General features: G+C 57.0%; 16 protein-coding genes. 14 read left to right on the forward strand and 2 right to left on the reverse strand.

The window, feature by feature from the left end; genetic code table 11:
• The first annotated feature begins 130 nt into the window (after positions 1-130).
• The 10 genes from ABXR19_RS16955 to ABXR19_RS17000 all read left to right on the forward strand — a co-directional run bounded on the left by ABXR19_RS16955 (position 131) and on the right by ABXR19_RS17000 (position 11,427).
• Positions 131-292 carry a hypothetical protein gene (locus ABXR19_RS16955; RefSeq protein WP_354602339.1) on the forward strand — a complete coding sequence of 54 codons (162 nt, stop codon included), beginning with the start codon at positions 131-133 and terminating at the stop codon, positions 290-292.
• 89 nt (positions 293-381) lie between these two features.
• The gene (locus ABXR19_RS16960) at positions 382-1,845 is read left to right on the forward strand and encodes a mannose-1-phosphate guanylyltransferase/mannose-6-phosphate isomerase (RefSeq protein ID WP_354602340.1); all 1,464 of its coding nucleotides are present in this window, start codon (positions 382-384) and stop codon (positions 1,843-1,845) included.
• Between the two features lie 89 nt (positions 1,846-1,934).
• A complete protein-coding gene (locus tag ABXR19_RS16965; RefSeq protein ID WP_354602341.1) occupies positions 1,935-3,359 on the forward strand; it encodes a hypothetical protein in 1,425 nt (474 codons plus the stop codon).
• Positions 3,356-4,603 (forward strand): oligosaccharide flippase family protein, encoded by a 1,248-nt coding sequence (locus ABXR19_RS16970; protein ID WP_354602342.1) that lies wholly within the window; start codon positions 3,356-3,358, stop codon positions 4,601-4,603. Before ABXR19_RS16965 ends, ABXR19_RS16970 begins: the two co-directional genes overlap by 4 nt.
• 17 nt (positions 4,604-4,620) lie before the next feature.
• A complete protein-coding gene (locus ABXR19_RS16975) occupies positions 4,621-5,562 on the forward strand; it encodes a glycosyltransferase family 2 protein (protein ID WP_354602343.1) in 942 nt (313 codons plus the stop codon).
• Positions 5,562-6,710, forward strand: a complete 1,149-nt coding sequence (locus ABXR19_RS16980) for a glycosyltransferase family 4 protein (protein WP_354602344.1) — start codon at positions 5,562-5,564, stop codon at positions 6,708-6,710. The genes ABXR19_RS16975 and ABXR19_RS16980 overlap by 1 nt, the downstream gene beginning before the upstream one ends.
• Positions 6,707-7,795, forward strand: coding sequence for a glycosyltransferase family 4 protein (locus ABXR19_RS16985; protein WP_354602345.1), 1,089 nt, complete (start codon positions 6,707-6,709; stop codon positions 7,793-7,795). Before ABXR19_RS16980 ends, ABXR19_RS16985 begins: the two co-directional genes overlap by 4 nt.
• A gap of 124 nt (positions 7,796-7,919) precedes the next feature.
• Entirely contained in the window at positions 7,920-9,164 is a 1,245-nt protein-coding gene (locus ABXR19_RS16990; RefSeq protein ID WP_354602346.1) for a polysaccharide pyruvyl transferase family protein, read from the forward strand.
• Complete coding sequence (locus ABXR19_RS16995; RefSeq protein ID WP_354602347.1) at positions 9,157-10,236, forward strand: acyltransferase family protein; 1,080 nt, start codon at positions 9,157-9,159, stop codon at positions 10,234-10,236. The genes ABXR19_RS16990 and ABXR19_RS16995 overlap by 8 nt, the downstream gene beginning before the upstream one ends.
• 51 nt (positions 10,237-10,287) lie before the next feature.
• Complete coding sequence (locus tag ABXR19_RS17000) at positions 10,288-11,427, forward strand: glycosyltransferase family 4 protein (RefSeq protein WP_354602348.1); 1,140 nt, start codon at positions 10,288-10,290, stop codon at positions 11,425-11,427.
• 324 nt (positions 11,428-11,751) lie between these two features.
• Here the strand turns inward: ABXR19_RS17000 and ABXR19_RS17005 are convergent, their stop codons facing one another.
• Positions 11,752-12,978, reverse strand: a complete 1,227-nt coding sequence (locus ABXR19_RS17005) for a hypothetical protein (protein WP_354602349.1) — start codon at positions 12,976-12,978, stop codon at positions 11,752-11,754.
• 508 nt (positions 12,979-13,486) lie between these two features.
• The gene (locus ABXR19_RS17010) at positions 13,487-13,828 is read right to left on the reverse strand and encodes a hypothetical protein (RefSeq protein ID WP_354602350.1); all 342 of its coding nucleotides are present in this window, start codon (positions 13,826-13,828) and stop codon (positions 13,487-13,489) included.
• Positions 13,829-13,915: 87 nt separating this feature from the next.
• Here ABXR19_RS17010 and ABXR19_RS17015 point away from each other — a divergent pair, with 87 nt between their 5' ends.
• The 4 genes from ABXR19_RS17015 (at position 13,916) to ABXR19_RS17030 (ending at position 18,919) form a co-directional block, all read left to right on the forward strand.
• Entirely contained in the window at positions 13,916-15,223 is a 1,308-nt protein-coding gene (locus tag ABXR19_RS17015; protein ID WP_354602351.1) for an outer membrane beta-barrel protein, read from the forward strand.
• Positions 15,224-15,246: 23 nt separating this feature from the next.
• Positions 15,247-15,816, forward strand: a complete 570-nt coding sequence (locus tag ABXR19_RS17020; protein ID WP_354602352.1) for a polysaccharide biosynthesis/export family protein — start codon at positions 15,247-15,249, stop codon at positions 15,814-15,816.
• 107 nt (positions 15,817-15,923) lie between these two features.
• A complete protein-coding gene (locus ABXR19_RS17025; RefSeq protein WP_354602353.1) occupies positions 15,924-18,149 on the forward strand; it encodes a GumC family protein in 2,226 nt (741 codons plus the stop codon).
• 26 nt (positions 18,150-18,175) lie between these two features.
• Positions 18,176-18,919 carry a tyrosine-protein phosphatase gene (locus ABXR19_RS17030; RefSeq protein WP_354602354.1) on the forward strand — a complete coding sequence of 248 codons (744 nt, stop codon included), beginning with the start codon at positions 18,176-18,178 and terminating at the stop codon, positions 18,917-18,919.
• The last annotated feature ends 134 nt before the right edge of the window (positions 18,920-19,053 follow it).

Raw genomic sequence — 19,053 nt, forward strand, 5'->3', positions numbered from 1 at the left:
CTTGTTTCAGGAGTCAAAAACTATGGATGCTTGCTGACTGGTACGTAAATTGCGTAAGCCATGTTGTGGTCTGTTATCGAGTGCAAAGAAGTATTTGCACTGCACCGTAGTTTGAGCCGAGGAGCGTGTCATGGACTTCTATATCCGTTGTGCCGTATTGAGCCTTGCCAGCTTGGTGTTTTTATTGTCGTCCAGTGTGATGAATGGCAAGTCCATGCCTGCGAGTGCCGCTGCTGCTTCGGAGGTGCCAGCAGCAACGCTGACTCTGGCCGCGAAAGTAAGCACCAATTAAGTAATTGCTGCACCGCAATAGGGCGAAAAGAGCGGACCCTGTCCGCTTTTTTTCTGCCTTCCTGAGCGTACATGAAAGAGGCTAAAACCATGCTCCAGCCAGTCATTCTTTCCGGAGGTTCCGGTACCCGCCTTTGGCCCGCCTCGCGCGAAACCTATCCCAAGCAGCTCCTGCCACTCACGGGCGAAGACAGCCTGCTGCAGATCACCGCCCAGCGGCTGAACGGCTTCTCGGCTGATATTGCCAAGCCCATCGTGGTGACCAACGAAGAGCACCGCTTCATCATCGCCGAGCAAATGCGCCAGATTGGTCAGCCGTCTGATCGCATCGTGCTGGAGCCCGTGGGCCGCAATACCGCCCCGGCCATGCAACTGGCCGCGTTGATCGCTACGCAAGAGGGGGGCGATCCTGTGTTGCTTGTCATGCCCGCCGATCAGATCGTCACCAACACCCCAGCGTTTCACGCCGCCATGAGTGAGGGCCTCAAGCAAGCCGAATCCGGCGCGCTGGTCACCTTCGGTATCGTCCCGGATCGTGCCGAAACCGGCTACGGCTACCTGCGCACAGGCGACATCATGCCCGGTGCCAGCAGTGCCAGCAGTGCCAGCAGTGCCAGCAGTGCCCGCGCACTTGCCGCCTTCGTCGAAAAACCCGACGCTGCCCGCGCTGCCGAATACGTTGCCAGCGGCCAATACCTGTGGAACGCCGGCATCTTCATGATGCGTGCCAGCGTCTGGCTCAAAGCCCTGGCCGCCCTCGCGCCTGAAATCGCCGCTGCCTGTCAGGCGTCAGTCAATGAAGCCAGGCGCGACACCGATTTCATCCGCGTCAACAAAGCCGCCTTCACCGCCTGCCCGTCCAACTCCATCGACTATGCCGTCATGGAACAACTCGGCACCCATCCCGAACTCGGCCAGGCCGTTGTCGTGCCAATGGATGCCGGCTGGAGTGATGTCGGGGCATGGGATGCCCTCTGGGCCGTCTGCGACAAAGACTCCGCCGGCAACGTCACCCAAGGTGATGTCATGCTCGAAGATACCGCGGACAGCCTCATCTTCGCCCAAAGCCGCCTTGTCGCCACTGTTGGCATCAAAGACCTCATCGTCGTCGAAACACCTGATGCCATCATGGTCGCGGACAAATCCCGCGCCCAGGACGTCAAAAAAATCGTCACCCGCATCAAAGCGGAAGGCAAAACGCTGGCCGCCAGTCATCGCAAGGTGTATCGCCCCTGGGGCTGGTACGACAGCATCGATATGGGGCCGCGTTTTCAGGTCAAGCGCATCGTCGTCAATCCCGGCGCCACGCTCAGTTTGCAGATGCACCACCATCGCGCCGAACACTGGATCGTCGTCAGCGGGACAGCCGAAATCGTCAATGGCGACAAAGTACTGCTGCTCGGCGAAAACGAATCCACCTACATTCCGTTGGGCCACAAACACCGCCTCGCCAACCCCGGCAAGCTGCCGCTGGAGATCATCGAAGTCCAGTCCGGCTCCTATCTGGGTGAGGACGATATCGTGCGCTTTGAGGATACCTACGGGCGCAGTTGATGAATCGCCGGGTCTGTAGCCCGGCTTGAACCTTGGTCGCCTCGCAAGGGGTGGCTGACTTTACTGACCAGGCCAGGCACAAAGTTCACATGGAAGCATTACCAATCGCGATTTTCTGGGCGTTGGCCGTATGGGGAGGGTGTGGCAAGCCGCAGGTCTTGCTCTACCTGTTCTTTGGCTCCATGTCCTTCGGTGCGTTTGCGGTTATTCCACCCGAGTTGACGGGCGGTCTGACGCTTACACCCACCCCGATGATTGCTCTGCTGATTATTCTGCGCAGCTTGCTGGAGCGCGGCGGCCCTCATTTTTTTGTGAGCCAGGCCCTGAATCCTCGGGGCTTGCTGTTGCTCTTTCTCTTCTGGCTCGTCGCCACCATCACTACCGTGCTCATGCCTCGCGTGTTCGCGGGCGAGGTCATGGTCATTCCTGTTCGATTGACGGCATTTACGATTGGCGAGCCACTGTGGCCCAGCACCCAGAATTTTTCACAGTTTTGCTATCTCACTATTTCGGTCGCCACAGTTTTTGCCTTTGCCTGGCAATTGCGCAGCGAGGGTATGCGACAACACGCCTTGAGAGCCGTTTTTTTTGGTGGCGCAATTGTGATCGCCACAGGGTTTTTGGACTGGTTGAGCCTTTACTTGCCCATGGATGTGTTGCTTGAGCCTTTCCGTACAGCAACGTATGCCTTGCTGACCGAAGTCGAAATGTTCGGCGGCAAGCGTGTTGTGGGGCTGATGCCCGAGGCCTCGGCTTTTGGTGGTGTCAGCGTCAGCTTTCTGGCGGCAGTCTATTTTTTTCGGCCGGCCATGCTACCGGGGGGAATGCAGGAAAGAATAGCCCCGCTTCTGATGGCGGGGCTGTTGCTCTTTGTCTGGCTTTCCACCTCTTCAGCGGCCTATGTCAGCCTGGCGGTATTTTTCGCGTTGGCTGCTTTGCAGTGGGGCATACGCCAGTTCCGCGCCCCGACTACCAGAGCTTCGAAAGCTGGCTTCTGGCTGGTTTGGGGTGGGCTGGTGGCCGCCTGTCTGGTCCTGCTTTTTGTTCCCCGCCTGCTGGATCCTTTGCTCGATCAGTTCGACACCATGGTCTTGCAGAAAAAAAATACCGACTCGTATGAGGAACGCAGTATGTGGACAGAGGTGTCCTGGCAAGCTCTGTGGGATTCTTATGGCATGGGCGTTGGTCTTGGGAGTACGCGGGCATCCAATTTTCTGGCGGTACTGTTCGCGAGTACGGGCATGTTGGGGGCTCTTTTGTATTGTGGTTTTGTTCTTCGCTCTTTCTTCAGACGTACAGCTGAAGGCATCTCGCACAACAGAGCTGTTTTGTTGAAGGCGCTGCCCCTCGCGTTTGCGCCTGGTTTTGCATCGGCTTTGCTGGTGGGGTCGACTCCCGATTTTGGCCTCTTTAACGCGTGTTTGTTTGCTTTGTCATTCGCCGTGGCGAATGTCAGCGGAGTGTGCATGCAAAGAGTTTCAAGCCTGTTTGTAGCGCGAGGCGTGCCAACATGAACCGCGCTCCTGTTTCCCGTCTGGACCTTTTCTTTGTGTACGCAGCGTATGCGTTGCGTTATCTGTACCTGCTCGTTCTCATTCCGTTTTACGGACGCGTCTTGGGGGTGGAGGCCTACGGGCAGGTGCTGGCCGGCATGTCGCTCATGAGCATGGTCTGGATGTTCGTTAGTTACGGATTTCCCGGCGTAGGCGGGCGGGAGATGGCGCTGGCACCTCCTGCAGGTTATGGCGTCATTTTTTGGCGTCAGTGGTCTGGTCGGGCTGTGTTTTCTCTACTGGCGCTGGTGGGCGGAGGCGTCGCTGTATGGGCTTCTCCGGTGCTGGCAGCCACTCCCTGGCTGGGGCTGTGGGCGGTGTTGCTGGGTTTGGTATCCGCCTACAACATTGGCTGGTATTTCACGGGTAGCCATCGTCCACGTCAGTCGGTCAAGCTTGAAGTGCTGGGCTTTGTACTCAATCTGGTTTTGATTCTCTCGCTGGTGCGCAGCGAGGCTGATGTGAATTGGACTTTGGGCAGCATCCTGATTTCTGGCTCGATTGCGCTGGCGGTGGCGCATTGGTGGGTGCGGGGTGAGATCGGCAAGCCTCGTGTTTCAATCGGGCAAGGGCTGCAACTCATCAAGGGCTCCAGCACGTTTTTTGTTTATAGCGCGAGTTCCGCTTTGTTGGTCTCGTCATCTACCTACTTGCTGAGCCTGCTGTCCACCTCGCAGGAAGTCGGCCATTTCGGCGCTGCCGAGCGACTGGCGAGCGTTGGGCTGGCGGTAATGGGCCCCGCCGCGCAAGTGTTTGTGCCACGGATTACGGCTTTGTTCGCGCAAGATCACGCTGCGGCATATCGTCTGGTGCGCAAGGCTGCATTGTTGCTGCTTGCCGTGGGCTTTTCCGGGTGTGTGTTGGCCAGTGTGCTGGCGCCCTGGGGTATTCCACTGATTTTTGGCGCTGGTTTCGAGAGCAGTGTACCGGTGCTGCGGCTCTTGGCGATCCTCTTTCCGCTCAACGCCTGTATCCAGATTCTGGGCATGTATGTGCTGGTGCCGCTTTATAAAGAGTCGGCCCTGATGCGCTGCGCACTGGCCGGTGCAGCGGTGAATATTCTCTTGGCCTTGTTTTTGGGAAGCCATTCCGGGGCGATGGGCATGGCAGTAGCCAGAGTGCTCGGAGAGTGCATTACGGCGGGATTACTGATCGGCCTTGCCTGGCGTGAGGGCATTTTGAATTCGATTTTCAGACTGAAGTAATGATGGAGGTCCGCAAAATGTCAAAGTCTGTTTTGCCACAAGCATTTGTGATCGTGGCTACCAAAGGCCGCACGCGTGAAATGGTGGGGCTATTCGATAGTCTGGCTCGCCAGAGTCTGTTGCCGATCCGGGTTGCGGTGGTCGGCAGCGAGGCTGCAGATATTCAGGGCCTGGAAATGCACGAGTTGGCTCTTTCCGGCCGGGCGATCCTGAAAACTTCTCCAACAGCAGGAACCTGCATTCAGCGCAATGTCGGCTTGAATATGCTGGCAGATGAAATTCGTGCCAGTGAACCAACTCAGACATTTCTGGTTTTTTTTGATGACGACTTCCGTCCGGCCGACGATTGGCTGGAGCAATGCGCGCGCTCTTTTGCCGAGCAACTGGATGTTGTTGGCATCACCGGCGATGTGATTTCCGATGGCGTGCGCGTTTCCGGCTACAACGAGGCAGAAGCGGCTCAATACATCAGTGGCGAGCGCCCGCGCGAGCCACACTGGCCGCACAATGGCCAAAGGCACGATATGCGTGGGGGCGGCCTGTATGGGTGCAACATGGCCTATCGTGGAAATGCTGCGCTCAGCGTGCGCTTTGACGAAGCACTACCTCTATATGGTTGGCAGGAAGATATCGACTTTGCCGCGCGGGTAGCTGCCTTTGGCCGCCTGATTTTTGAGCCTGCCTGTCGGGGCGTGCACATGGGCGTGCAAGGTGCGCGCACCAGCGGTTTGCGCTTCGGCTACTCCCAGATTGCCAACCCGGTTTACCTGATCCGTAAGGGCAGCATGCGCTGGCGCTTTGGTTTCAGGTTGGCTGCGCGCAATGTCGCTTCCAATCTGTTCAACACGCTGCGTGCCAACCGGAGCAAGGACTACGCAGGGCGTTTGCGTGGCAATGCCATCGCCTTGCTTGATGCGCTGCGCTGGCGGCAGCACCCGATGCGGGTGCTGGAGTTGTGATGATGCCTCCCGATATTTCGCGCGGGGAAGTTGCCTGGCGTTTCGGCATGGATGGCGATGCTTTGCGCAAGCCCTTGTCGGGTGTCGGGCAGTACATCTATAAGCTGTGCTGCGAAATAGAGGCGCTTCTGCCGGCGGCCAGTTTCTTTGTCTACACCCGCTTGCCGGCCGAGCGCCTCGCCTTGCCCTCGGCGCGCTGGCAGGTGCGGCAAGAGCCCTGGGCGCTGGTGCGCAAACTGCCCTCATTCCTGTGGTTGAAAACCCGTGGCGCGGCCTTGGCCCGGCGCGATCAACTGGATGTGTTCTGGGCCGGGCGTACGATCCATCCTGGCCGTGGCGTGGCCCGCAAAATGGTGGTCACGGTGCATGACCTGAATCATCGCCTGGTGCCTGAAACCATGGAGCGCATCACGCGCTTATCGCACGTGTTGTGGTTCGAACGCGATGTGCGCAGCGCCGATGTTGTGCTTAGCAACTCGCAGGGAACTTCAGACCGCTTATTGCACTGGGTGGGGCGCGCTGCAGACGGGATCGTGCGCCCCGGCGTTACCCCTGCATTTCGCCCGTTTGACGCGCTAGAGAAGGAGCTTGCGCACCCAGCCCTTGCCGCGTTTGGCATCAAGCCGCCCTATCTGCTGGCTGTGTCCACCCTGGAGCCACGCAAGAACATGGAGGCGCTGGTGGATGCCTTTGTGCTACTCAAGCAGCAAGGTTTGATCCCTGATCATCAACTGGTGCTGGTGGGCGCGCGTGGTTGGCAGAACCACACACTGGCCAGCAAGATCCAGGCGCATGCCGCGCTGGGCATCGTGCTGCCGGGTTACGTTCCGGATGAACTAATGCCTGCGGTGTATGCCCTCTCCGCAGGACTGGCCATGCCTTCGCTTTACGAAGGTTTTGGCATGCCAGTGCAGGAGGCGCGCGCGGCGGGGGTGCCCGTGCTGGTGTCTGACGTGCCGGAATTGCGTGAGGCCGCACATGGCGAAGCGATCATCGTTTCTCCTGACGTCACGGCCATCGCCGCGGGGCTCAGGCAGATGCTCGATGCTCGGCCTTTGGGCAGCAAGGGCGCTAGCGGCGCGATTCAATCCTGGCGTGAGTCAGCCGAAGGCTTGCTGGAAATGCTGCAACAGAGGAGTCGGGCATGAGTGCAGAGAGGCGCGAAATCTTCATCAATGGCCGTTTTCTGGCGCGCCGCCCGACTGGCGTGGACCGTTTCGCCCGCGAAACCCTGAGAGCGCTGGACGTGCTGTTGAGCCAGACCCCTGAACTGGCAGCTGTCTGGCGCTTCACCCTGCTGATGCCACCCGGCGCCATGGCAGCGGCGCCCGTTTATGGGCAGATTGAAGTGCAGGAGTGTGGTCGTCTCAAAGGCGCTCTGTGGGAGCAAATCGACCTGCCTTGGTGCGCACGGGGCAAGATGCTGCTGAACTTGTGTAACGCCGCGCCCCTGTTCAAACGCAAGCAGGCCGTAGTGATTCACGATGCCGCGCCCGCCCGTGTGCCGGAATCCTACAGTCGAGGCTTTCGCTTGTGGTATGGATTTCTGATGCCCTGGCTGGGCCGGGTGGCCCAGCAGATCTTTACGGTGTCCGAGTTTTCGCGCCGTGAATTAACTGCGGCTTACGGTATTGCCCCCGCCAAGATCAGCGTGCTGCCCGAGAGTGGAGAGCACATTCTGCGAGTGCAGGCAGATGAATCCATTCTGGATCGTCATGGCTTGCGTCAGCGTCCCTACGTGCTGGGGGTGAGTAGCATGAGCCCGCACAAGAATTTCGCTGCCTTGGTGCGCGCGGTGGAGTTGCTGGGAGAAAAATGCAGCTTCGATGTGGTGGTCGCCGGTGGCACCAATCCCCGCATTTTTGCCAGCGGTGACCTACCGGATTTTGTGAAACATGTGGGCTATGTGAGCGATGAAGAGTTGCGTGCCCTCTATGAGCATGCCGCTTGCTTTGTTTTTCCTTCGTATTACGAAGGTTTTGGCCTGCCTGCAGCCGAGGCCCTGGCTTTGGGTTGTCCGGTGATCGCAGCTGATGCGGCATCGATACCGGAGGTGTGTGGGGACTCGGCTATCTATTTTAATCCGCGAAATCCAGAGGAGCTGGCGAGTGTGTTGATGAACTATTTTCGAGCTGCAGACATGAGCTTGAATCGAGCTGCGGGAGGGTGTGAGTGTTCTATGGTGCGCTGGACGGAAACCGGACATGCACTTCTTCGCGGGTTAAGAAAATAGGCGTCTGTTGATTCTATTGTGTGCCTGTAGTCCCGAATTTCAACGTTTTGAAAGCTATGGGTGGTTTATGCTTATTTCATCGTTGCGAAAAGTCTGGCGTCGAAGTGGATTCAAATCTCTCTTCGTGAGCTACAAATTTCATCGACAAGTATCCGCCTGGAGGCAAGCAAGGGCCGGCGGGCCAGTTTCCGGGCAGGGCCTTCCTGTTATCGTTCTGGTGCCATCTGATCCGCTCCTGTTTAACGCTTCGACAGGGGATATGGCGATGATTTCAGCAGTAATGCATTTCTGTCGCGAGACATGGCCGGATGCTCGATTTGTTGTACTCACGGCGGGGGATGTGGCTGACGAGCAGGTTCGCCAGGCTGGGGCTGTCCCGTGTCGAGTGCTTGATGGCAGCTTGAGTTTCGCAGAGACGATGACGCGCATTGTTTCTCATGAACCAACGCATTGTGTGACGATCGGCGCTGATGTACTTGATGGCAGCTATGACCCCGTATTTTCAGCTTTGTTGTTGATGATTACGGACATGCTGGCTCGGCGCGGCGTTAAATGCGTTGTGACGGGATTCAGTGTGAGTGCCAGTCCCTATCCGGGCCTGGGTACTGTGTTCAATGAAACTTGTCAGGATATTGTGTTCAATCTGCGTGACCCGGTTTCTTTCAAACGGTTCGGCAGATTAAGCCGTGCGCGCTGCGAACTGGTCGCTGATGTCGCTTTTCTGCTCAAGCCGCAAATGGACTCCGTACTCGTGCGCGGTGTGGGTGACTGGGTTGATGTTCAGCGTGCCAAGGGGCGACGAATAGTAGGCGTGAATGTCCATCCGCTCGTGCTTGAACTCGTCGATCGTCACGAGATTGATAAAGTGGTGCGCAATCTTGCCGCTTTGCTCATAGAGCTGGTTGAGGAGGCGTCGCTCAGTTTGATGCTGGTTGAACATGATTTTCGCGGCACGTCTGCAGATGCTCACTGCTTGGGGCCCTTGTATGATTTGTTGGAACCACGCGTTGGAGAATTCGTCTTTCTTTCAAAGGACAGGCTTGATGCTAAAGAGATAAAGGCGGCCGTGAGCAAGTTTGATGGCGTGATCAGCGGGCGCATGCATTTGATGATTGCCTCGCTCGGGGGCGGTGTACCGGTCTTTGGTATTGAGTACAAAGAAAAGATGGTGGGTTTGCTGAATCACGTTGGTTTGAGTGCGGAAAGCCTGACGACTGCCCGCGAAATCATCTCTGACCCAGTTGCTGTCAGGCAGAAATTATCAGTATTTCTGGCGGATCTGGACGCGACGCGCGCCGCCGTGGTGGCCAAGGGGCCGGCTCTGAAAGCGATGTCATCCTTGAATTTCGCGGGGCTGACAAATGGCTAACAAGAACGGAGACCGTTTTTTTGTCCTTGACGGTCTGCGTGGCATGGCGGCTCTGGCTGTGGTTTTCTATCACGCCGTAGAGCCGTTTGATGTTCCATGGAAATTTCCGAATACGCCCTTGGCGGTGGATTTCTTTTTCATGCTAAGTGCATTCGTGATCGCACATGCGTATTCGGCGCGCCTGGCGAGCGGGATGAAGTGGCAGCAGTTCATGTTGATTCGGTGGCTGCGTCTTTTTCCCCTGCATGCACTGGGTTTGTTGTTCGGCCTGCTTGTCTTTGGCATGAAGGTGATCAAACAGTCGGTCGGCGTGCCGCTTGAGCTCTGGTCTGGCTTGGCGCTGAATCTGTTCTTCATTCCTTCGCCGGTAGAGCTTGCCGAGGGTTGGGGCTCCATATTCCCGTTGAATGTGCCGGCGTGGTCGCTGTTTTTCGAGTGGGCGGCGAATGTTGTGTGGGTCCTGCTACTGGTTCGGTTTCCCGCGCGCCGGCTGCTTTGGGTGACGATGGTTCTGGCGTTTATCTACGCAGGGGCGATTTTCATGAAAGGAGCTCCGCTTGGCGGGATGGAAACGAGCTCATTTCCGGAAGGCTTTTTGAGGGTGGCCTTACCTTTTCTTATTGGGCTGTTGCTGTGGTCGTTCAGGGAAAAGATGAGGGTTTTTGGCGCAGGAGCTTGGCGAGCGGGCTTGTTGAGCGCGAGCTTGCTTGCCTTGCTGCTGCTTGGCCCGGGGGAGGCCGGCTGGCTGTGGTCGGTGTATGTGTTGTTGGCGGTCTTGCTGATTTTTCCCCTGCTGGTGGTGTCAGGGGCAGGAGTACAGGTTTCTGGCCGGCTTGCTGCCTGTTTTGAGTGGCTGGGGTATGTGTCATACGCGCTTTATGTCACGCACTACCCCATCGTCAAGGTGTTTTCAAACTTTGCGCGCACGCATGAATTGAATGCAGGGGCGATTTATCTGCTTGCTGGTTTTGAGGTTCTGGTTTGCCTGTTTGTGGCGTATTGCGCTTCCGTCCTCGTTGATGAACCGGTGAGGCGTTTATTGAGCCGTTTCTTGTTTTTCAGGAAATCCTGAGCCCCCGGCGTGACGCGTGTTCGCGCTGCCTAACTGGATAAAGGTGATTTGATGCGTGTAGCAATTGTCCACGAGTGGTTCTTGACCCACGCCGGCAGCGAAAAAGTGGTCGAGCAGATTCTGAAAATCTGGCCCAATGCCGATCTGTTCTCAGTGGTGGATTTCATGCCTGACGCCGAGCGGGGCTTCATGCTGGGCAAGCGTGCGAAAACGACTTTCATCCAGAATCTGCCAAAGGCCAGGACGAAATATCGCGCCTATCTGCCGCTGATGCCGTTGGCCATCGAGCAATTGGATCTTTCTGGCTACGATCTGGTGATCTCCAGCAGCCATGCCGTGGCCAAGGGGGTGCTTACCGGGCCGGATCAGGTGCATGTTTGCTACTGCCATTCACCGATTCGTTATGCCTGGGATCTGCAGCATCAGTATCTGCAGGAATCCAGACTGGCCAAGGGTTTCAAAAGCTGGTTGGCGCGCATCATCCTGCATTACATCCGGATCTGGGATGTGCGCACGGCACACGGTGTGGATCAGTTTGTGGCGAATTCGGCCTTCATCGCCCGCCGCATCCGCAAAGTGTATGGTCGTGATGCCGTGGTGGTGCATCCGCCAGCGGATGTATCGGCCTTCACCCTGCGCGAAGACAAGGAGGATTTCTATCTGGCCGCCTCGCGCATGGTGCCTTACAAGAAAATGCCCATGATTGTGGAGGCCTTTGCGCGTATGCCAGAGAAGCGGCTGGTGGTGATCGGAGACGGGCCGGAGCTGGATAAATGCCGTGCGGTGGCCGGACCGAACGTGACCATCATGGGTTATCAGTCTTTTCAAGTGCTCCGCGACCACATGCAGCGTGCCAAGGCTTTCGTATTCGCGGCGGAAGAGGATTTCGGCATCACCCCGGTGGAAGCGCAGGCCTGCGGCACGCCGGTGATTGCCTTTGGCAAGGGCGGGGCGCTGGAGACCGTGGTGGATTCGCCGGACCCTGCGCAGCGGACGGGAATTTTCTTCCGGGAACAGACGCTTGAGGCCGTGATGGAGGCCGTATCACGATTCGAGGCTGGCCTGGCTTTTGATCCGCTGGCGTGTCGGCGAAATGCTGAGCGTTTCGGCGTGCAGGCCTTTCAAGACAAATTCCGTACGCTTGTTGAACGCGTGATGGTGGCAAGAGAAGAGCAGTTGCATGATGAATAAATCATCAGATCGCCGGCACTGGGTGGATTTCCTGAAGGCATTCCGCACAAATCTTTCCGCATGACGGCGCCAGCTGCCATGAATTGCGCATCTGGCACGAGGCCGGAATCTTCATTCCTGGCAATCAAATCAGCGTGGCGGATATATGCTTGAAAAGCCGCATGGGGATTGGTTCTTGGATGATATGTGCTGAAGATCCGCTCCTGATAAGGGTCTTGGCGCTGCATATCTGAAGAGCCTTTCTGAGTGCGGGTCTTCGGGCTATCTTGGTTTGGATTTGTTTGGGTGTTTTTCTGTTGAGACGCTGCTGCAGAAGTTGCAGGATCATTGGGTGAGGCTGATCTGAGGAGCTTGGCTGTTGTCGCTGTTCCAGTGAACGGTTTTTCTCGCTCCGCTTTCGGGGTGGCGAAACAGAAAAGCCTGGGGGCCAGAAGTCGGGGTGTTTTGTCCCTGCACCTGAGCTTCGAAACGATAGTCGCCCAGTTCGAGCGAGAGGTTTTTGAGGGCAGCATAGGCACGACGGATGCGCCCCTGATTGTCGATGAGGCCCATGGGGCCGTCTACGCTGTCTTGTGCGCTGAACCAGCAGGTATGGGGCACGCCATTTGCAGCGGCGAGTACGTAAGCGCGCACCAGATAGGCTGCGATTTCTTCTTCGCTGAAGCGGCCTCCATCAGGTTTTTTTCCGCCGTGTTCCCAGCCCCATTCGGTGATCCAGATTTCGGGCTCGCGTCCTAGTTTTTTGCGGGCCTGTTCGCGCAGGCGACGTAGCGCGCTGGCGAAGGAGCCGTTGTCATCCACTACTTGAAATGGGCGGGTCCAGTCTGTGTCGTGATTGACTGCGGCGCGTTCGGGGCGGGCGGCGTAGGGGTGAATGGCAAAGCCGTCGATGTCGGGTGGTAATCCGCCCTCCATGAGCCAGTAGTGCACGATCCACATGTCGTCGTCGGTGAGTAGTTTGATGTTGGGATCAAAGGCTTTGACGGTTTTGACGGTGCTTCGCACCATGTTCAGGTAGTGATCCAGCCAGGGGGAGGGCGGCTTGCCCTGCCAGTTCCCACCCATGCTGCCCAGCCAGTTGTGCGGTTCGTTGCCGATCTCCAGCACAAAGCGCACGCCCGACGCGCGCATGAGTTTGGCGACATGCAGGGCGTAGCGGGCGAAAGGCTCTGCGGGTACGCCGAGTTTGCCGCCAAAGAGGCTTTCAGGGTAGACCTTGGCGTTGCCGTAGGCGAGCAGGAAGACGACGCCGATGTCGTGCTCCCGGTAGTAGCTCAGACGCTGCTCAAACTCCTTGGGAAAGCCAACGTAGCGATTGATGGCAGGTTCAAGCGTGGGCCAGTCGACGTTGTCCCGTACCCAGCCAACGCCCAGGTCGGCGAGTATGGGGAGTTGTGTCAGCGGTTGTCCCTGGCTGAACTTTACGTTCAGGCAGAGGCTGTCGCGCAGGGTCGGTCTTCCTTTGCTTGCTGGCTCCGCGTGACTGATGTTTTGGGTGAGGCCGATTGTCAGCGCAAACAGGCTAAGCAGGATCTTGAGTGCTTGGGGCATGGGCTGGGCGCTCCGCTTGACGGTGAGGGGCAGCACTACGCTTTGGGCATGAGGCGGTGCCGATTCACTATAACCAGCGTCACTGTATCAACCGAAGTTTGAGGAGAGGCCGGCTGCCGATTCTGGATTGATCAGCTTTGGATAAGTGTAAGGTTTTTTGTCTTTCCTGAAGCAGCTTTCGGCGTGTTTTTGCGGAGAGTTTCCGTGAAGACGCTTGTTCGTTCTGGAGTGCGCTGGCGAGGTTTTCTCAGCAGCGCCTCGGTTCGATTTTCGTGTCTGGCGCCGCGTCTTTCTTTCCCTCTTTCTCCCAAGCTTGGTGCATCTGGCCGGCCATATTCTGGTCTCTGTCTTGGGGCAAACGGCTGACGCAAATTTTTGCTGGAACGATTGTTGCATCAACGGTGGTGCGGGCGCTGTAGCGGCCTCAATAGCTGGCGGTGGCGTTCTCTTTCATTGTGCCGCGCAATATGTTGTTGAGTTTGATGCTGGTGATTGCGCGGGTATTGAGTCATTCGAACATGGGAAATGCGGTGTTTTTCATTTTGAGCTTCTTGGTCAGGGTTTGTTCCGCGCACCGAGTCGGAGCGTCAAAGTCTGGTGATAGTGGTGGGGTGCCCGGTTTTGGGCATTGGCGGGGGAGTTTCCATCCGGCCTTCCGTGCTTCAAGTTCTAATGTTGTGTGCATATGAAAAATGAAGATCCAGAGTTGCCGGTAGACCTTGGCTTGCGGACTCACTGCCAAGCGGATTTCAGGCTGTAATCCCGTCCGGTGGCCGGAGGTTTCTGGTGGTTTGAGCTTGCTGGATGTTGCTTTCTTATCCGGCCAGGCCGGATGGAAGAAGCTCTTCATGAAGGCAGGTTTTCCCTGATTTTTTGTAGCAAGTATGCTTTTGGGTTTGTCTGGAGTTGATTGAAAATCTTATGTTGCGGGGTTGGCATGAAATGTAATCAACTTTATCTGGTGATCGCTTCCTTGCTGTGGATGAGCGCTTTCCGGGCCTCTGCAGCTGATGAGCCAGATCCCGTCATTGTTGTGACCCCTGTGCCTCAGGTGCCGGCGGCCATACCTGCTTCGGCGGAGGTTTTGACGGGCAAAGTGTTTGAGTCCAGCGGCATTCCTGTGTCACAGGCACGCAGCAAGGCGCCGATCAAGCTGGCCGATGGTATTAATCTGTTTGCCGATGCAGGCGTGGGCGTTGGCTACGACAGCAACGTCACGATGGCTCAAAAAGGCCAGGAGGTCGGCTCGCAGGTGCTGAGCTTGCGTCCGACGCTGGTGGCGGAAGCCAAGTATCGTTCTGATGTGTATACGCTGGCCTATAAGGGCGATTACACCCGCTATCCGAATTTCGACTCGAACAAGCTCGACAACAACGACTTTCTGTTCAACGCGAGCAACGTATTCGATTCGCGCGCCAGCGTTTTTTGGGGATTGGCGCATCAGGATCGCTATGAACCGATCGGCTCAACCGATCGGAGTGTCGGCTCTGCTGTACCGGATCACTACCGTGCTCAGTCAACTAACGCCACATTTCGCTATGGCGCCGATGAGGCGACTGGACGCATTGAGGTGGATGCGGGCATGGCGCACAAGGAGTATCTGAACAATCGGGCGAGCACCGCGTCGGCAGATGTGGATACTACCAACTATGCTGCGCGCTTCTATTACCGCGTGGCTTCGAAGACGCGTGTTCTGACGGAGTTGCGTCGGACGACGTTTGACTATGTTCAGGACACCAATTTTCTTGAGAATACGGATGTCCGGGCGTATCTGGGGATTACTCTGGACTCAAGCTCGGCCTTGAGCGGGACGCTCAAGGCGGGTCAGCAAAGCAAGGATTTTGCACACGACCAGGTTCGCCCGAAGTACGAAGGATTTTCGTGGGAGGCCGCCATTCGCTGGAAGCCGCGGAGCTATTCAACGTTTGATCTGGCTGGTGGTCGTGCGGCAGTTGATCCGACCGGCACGACGGATATCCCTGTCGTTAAGGGCGCAACCTTGAGCTGGACTCACGACTGGGCCAGCTTCGTGCATAGCAGGGTATCGGGTGGCCGCGCGAATACGCTGTATCGTCAAACCGGGCGTCATGACTCTGAAGATATTTACAGCGCAGGTTTAACCTACGACGTGCGTCGCTGGCTGGGGCTGAGCGTTGAATACACGTTTTCGCATCGTGATTCGAATATGAATAACAACGATTACATTCGCCGTCTGACGATGCTGAAGCTGGATGCATCGTTCTAGGGTCAATGATCAGGAGATGATGAATGCTGATGCGCAGTTTTGTGTGTGGCGTGCTGCTGATGTGCTCTGTGTCGAGTTTCGCACAGCCCACATCGGTCCCTGTGGATGCGTCCACGGTTTCACAGTTTCTGTCGGCCTATAAATTGGGCGCCGGTGATGTGGTGTCGATTCGCGTTTTCGGCGAGGACGACCTGAGCCGCGAGAAAATCCGCTTGACCGATACGGGCACCATCTTCATGCCGGGTCTGGGTGAGCTGACCGCGCGTGGCAAAACTCTGGGTGAAGTAGAAAAACTGGTCGTTGATAGTTTGCGCGGCCGGATTCTGGTGAATCCGAAAGTGTCGGTCTCGATCGAGGAATACCGCCCCTTCTTCATTAACGGAATGGTTGATAAACCTGGCGGCTATCCCTTCCAGCCGGGTTTGACGGTACGCAAGGCGGCATCACTGGCGGGGGGCTTCAAGGAGCGCGCCTCGCTGAGCAAGTTGTTTCTTATTCGTGGGGATGATCCACAGCAGCGGCAGTTCAAGGTGGATCTGAATGCAGCCGTATTCCCCGGCGATATTGTGACAGTGGAAGAGGGTTTCTTCTGATCGCCCAGGTGTATCAGGCGCTTAGGCGGCCCAGAACTTGTCTGTCTCGTGAGTGCCCGGCCGTACGCTCGTTTTGTTTGTTCTGAAATTTTCTGGTGTCGCAGACAATGAAATCTCCCATTTCTCAAGTGCCCACTGACGAAGACCAGTTTGTTTCGCTCGACGGAGCCCTGGCGGATGAGAGCAAGCTTGAGCTTCTGGAATACTGGCGCAGTATTACCAAGCGCAAGTGGGGCATTCTGCTCCTTGGACTGGTGTTCGCTATGGCCGCGGCTGCGATCGTGTATTCCCTGTCGCCTGTCTATCGGTCAACGACAACGGTGTTGATCGAGCAGGGCAAGTCCAATCTGCTGTCGATTGAGGATGTGTATAGCGGGATTTCGCAAGCAAAAGAGCATTACCAGACGCAGGTAGAAATCTTGAAGTCGCGCGAAGTCGCTGCACGCGTGGTTAGAGACTTGCGTTTGTGGGAGTACCCGGAATTCGATCTGCGTAAGGCTGAAGAGGGTGGCGTCGCCAAGCTCAAAGCTTCCCTGGGCTTTGGCGCGGTGAAGCAGGAAGCAACGGAAGCGCGCCTTGCTGATGCTGCGGTGGATATGTTTTCGCAGCAGTTTTCCGTGGAACCCGTTCGCTTGAGTCAGTTGGTGAAATTGAGTTTCGAGTCGAAAGATAGAAAGTTGGCCATGCTGGTCGCCAATGCGACGGCAGAGGCATATATCGCGGCTGATCGTGAAGCGCGGTTCAAGATGACGCAGCAGGCTAATGGCTGGTTGCAAGAGCGTACGCAGTCGCTGCGCGACAAACTGTTGTCGTCCGAGCGGACGTTGCAGGCCTATCGTGATAAATCCGGGATTGTGACTTTGTCGGGCTCGGCTCAGACCATGATCAGCCAGCAGATTGGTGAGGTAACCCAGCGTTTGGTCGAGGCAAAAGCACGGCGTGCCGAGGCTGAGAGTGCCTATGAGCAGATGAAATCGATTGTGGATGGTGATTACACCTCGGTGCCGGCAGTGCTGCGCAACCCGAGCGTGGCAGATGCCCGCAGACAGGAGGCGGTGGCGAGTCAGAAGGTTGCCGAGCTGCAGCAACGCTATGGTTTTGAGCACCCGAAAATGACGCAGGCTCTGTCCGAGCAGCGCGCAGCCAAAGAAAGTCTGCAGCGTCAGTCTCAGGCTGTGGCGCAAGGTTTGACGCGTGAGTATGAATCTGCGCGCAGCACTGAACGTGCCATGGAGGGTGCCTTGGCCTCGGCGCGTGGAACGGTGCAAAGCGTGAATCGTCAGGAGTTTCAATTGAGCGTGCTGGATCGCGAAGTGCAGGCGAACAAGCAGCTTTACGATTTGTTCATGAACCGGGCGAAAGAAACCAACCTGGGCGGTGATTTGCAGGGCTCGGTTGCGCGCGTGGTGGATGAAGCCGTCGTCCCTTATGCTCCGGTCAAGCCCAAGAAAATAATGACAATTGCAGTTGCTCTTGTTCTGGGTTTGCTTGTTGGGGTGTTGGTGGCTCTGCTACTGGATCAACTGGACAACACCGTGAAAGGGATTGAGGATGCCGAGCGTCGATTCCAGCAGCCCGTATTGGCCGCTTTGCCAGAGCTGGGAAGCAAGGAGGGGGCGCAGGCGATCACGATGTTCGTCGACAAGCCGGAGTCTTACCTGGCTGAGGCTGTCCGTACCGCTCGAACCGGGGTCTTGCTGACCGATATTGACCTGCCGAATCGCATTTTGCTGGTGACTTCAAGTGTCCAGGGTGAAGGCAAGACGACCGTCAGCGCGAATCTGGCATTGGCGCATGCACAAACCAAACGCACCTTGCTGATTGATGCGGACATGCGTCGCCCGCAGATAGGTCGTCGCCTGGGCTTGCCGCTGGAGGCCAAGGGCTTGTCGAATCTGGTTTCGGGGACTGTAGCTTTGAAGGATTGCATCCATTGTATCAAGGGCTCAATGCTGGACGTGATGCCGGTGGGTGACCTGCCGCCGAATCCTCTGGAGTTGTTGTTGTCTTCGCGCTTCTCCGACACGCTGAGCGGCTTGGCCAAACAGTATGAAGTGATTGTTATCGATTCGCCGCCGGTGGAACTGGTGAGCGATGCGCTGGTGCTGGCGCCCATGGCGACACGCACGATTTATGTGGTGCGTGCCATGCAGACGCCGCATCCGCTGGCGCGCAAAGGTTTGGTGCGCTTGCAGCGCTCGGGAGCCAAAATTCTGGGAGTGGTGCTCAATCATCTCGACCACTCCAAGTCGCAGCGCTATTACGGCGACTACTCCGGTTACGGCGCAAAGGGCTACGCAGGCTATGGTTACACCAAGACCAAGAATGCCTGAGTCGTCAGTGATGCCAAGGTGAGTGCATGATCGATATTCACTGTCATCTGTTGCCCGGTATTGATGACGGGCCACAAAACATCGATGACGCCTTGGCGCTTGCGCGGGCGGCTGTGGCTGATGGGGTTTCGCATGCAGTTGTCACGCCACATGTATTTCCCGGTCGCTTCAATAACGTGCGCTCGTCGATTGAATTCGAGTACCAGCGCTTCGCGTCCTTGTTGAAGGTGAAAAAAATCCCGCTTAAGCTGTCTTTTGCTGGTGAGGTGCGTTTGGATGGTTCCCTGCTTGAGATGCTGGAGCGTGATGAAATCCCGTTTCTCGGGCAGTGTGGTGCTTACCGAACCATCCTTCTGGAATTGCCTGACTCGCAGATCCCCCTAGGTACGATGGCTCTGATGCGACATTTGGTGGCGCATGGGATTCGACCGGTGATTGCTCATCCCGAGCGGAACAAGGCGGTGATGGAAACTCCTGAGCGTGCGGAGCAGTTCATCGACGCCGGGTGTTTCCTGCAAGTTACCGCGGGCTCCTTGCTTGGGCAGTTTGGCCCGCGCGTGGGTGCGGCTGCGGACTTTCTCCTTGGTAAAGCCTGGGTCAGTGCGGTCGCCAGTGATGCGCATAATCTGGATGGGCGTCGCCACCGCATGAGCGAAGCTTGCGTCGTGCTGGAGCAACGCTTTGGCCGGGATACTGCGCTGAGCCTGCTGCGTCTGGGGCCCGCCGCTTTATGCGGAATTGAACTTGATGCGGGCGTCCAGCAGGTTTGATGAGGTGAGAAACGCTTGATGCGACAGGGCTAGCCCAATTCGGCATCTGCCACAGCCCTAAGGCTACGCTGAACAAGTCTCCGTCATAGGGTTGAGTTCGGTAAAATTCGGCCCATGATGAAACAACAGACCTT

The organism is Uliginosibacterium flavum (assembly GCF_040566545.1).
In the GTDB taxonomy this organism is placed as follows: domain Bacteria; phylum Pseudomonadota; class Gammaproteobacteria; order Burkholderiales; family Rhodocyclaceae; genus Uliginosibacterium; species Uliginosibacterium flavum.

Excerpts from the sequence above, each read along its gene's own strand:
- ABXR19_RS17025 (WP_354602353.1), top strand. The coding sequence starts at position 15,924 with ATGAAATCTCCCATTTCTCAAGTGCCCACTGACGAAGACCAGTTTGTT.
- ABXR19_RS17030 (WP_354602354.1), top strand. The coding sequence starts at position 18,176 with ATGATCGATATTCACTGTCATCTGTTGCCCGGTATTGATGACGGGCCA.
- ABXR19_RS17015 (WP_354602351.1), top strand. The coding sequence starts at position 13,916 with ATGAAATGTAATCAACTTTATCTGGTGATCGCTTCCTTGCTGTGGATG.
- ABXR19_RS16955 (WP_354602339.1), top strand. The coding sequence starts at position 131 with ATGGACTTCTATATCCGTTGTGCCGTATTGAGCCTTGCCAGCTTGGTG.
- ABXR19_RS17020 (WP_354602352.1), top strand. The coding sequence starts at position 15,247 with ATGCTGATGCGCAGTTTTGTGTGTGGCGTGCTGCTGATGTGCTCTGTG.
- ABXR19_RS16985 (WP_354602345.1), top strand. The coding sequence starts at position 6,707 with ATGAGTGCAGAGAGGCGCGAAATCTTCATCAATGGCCGTTTTCTGGCG.
- ABXR19_RS16970 (WP_354602342.1), top strand. The coding sequence starts at position 3,356 with ATGAACCGCGCTCCTGTTTCCCGTCTGGACCTTTTCTTTGTGTACGCA.
- ABXR19_RS16975 (WP_354602343.1), top strand. The coding sequence starts at position 4,621 with ATGTCAAAGTCTGTTTTGCCACAAGCATTTGTGATCGTGGCTACCAAA.
- ABXR19_RS17010 (WP_354602350.1), bottom strand. The coding sequence starts at position 13,828 with ATGAAGAGCTTCTTCCATCCGGCCTGGCCGGATAAGAAAGCAACATCC.
- ABXR19_RS16995 (WP_354602347.1), top strand. The coding sequence starts at position 9,157 with ATGGCTAACAAGAACGGAGACCGTTTTTTTGTCCTTGACGGTCTGCGT.
- ABXR19_RS16960 (WP_354602340.1), top strand. The coding sequence starts at position 382 with ATGCTCCAGCCAGTCATTCTTTCCGGAGGTTCCGGTACCCGCCTTTGG.
- ABXR19_RS16980 (WP_354602344.1), top strand. The coding sequence starts at position 5,562 with ATGATGCCTCCCGATATTTCGCGCGGGGAAGTTGCCTGGCGTTTCGGC.
- ABXR19_RS17005 (WP_354602349.1), bottom strand. The coding sequence starts at position 12,978 with ATGCCCCAAGCACTCAAGATCCTGCTTAGCCTGTTTGCGCTGACAATC.
- ABXR19_RS17000 (WP_354602348.1), top strand. The coding sequence starts at position 10,288 with ATGCGTGTAGCAATTGTCCACGAGTGGTTCTTGACCCACGCCGGCAGC.
- ABXR19_RS16965 (WP_354602341.1), top strand. The coding sequence starts at position 1,935 with ATGGAAGCATTACCAATCGCGATTTTCTGGGCGTTGGCCGTATGGGGA.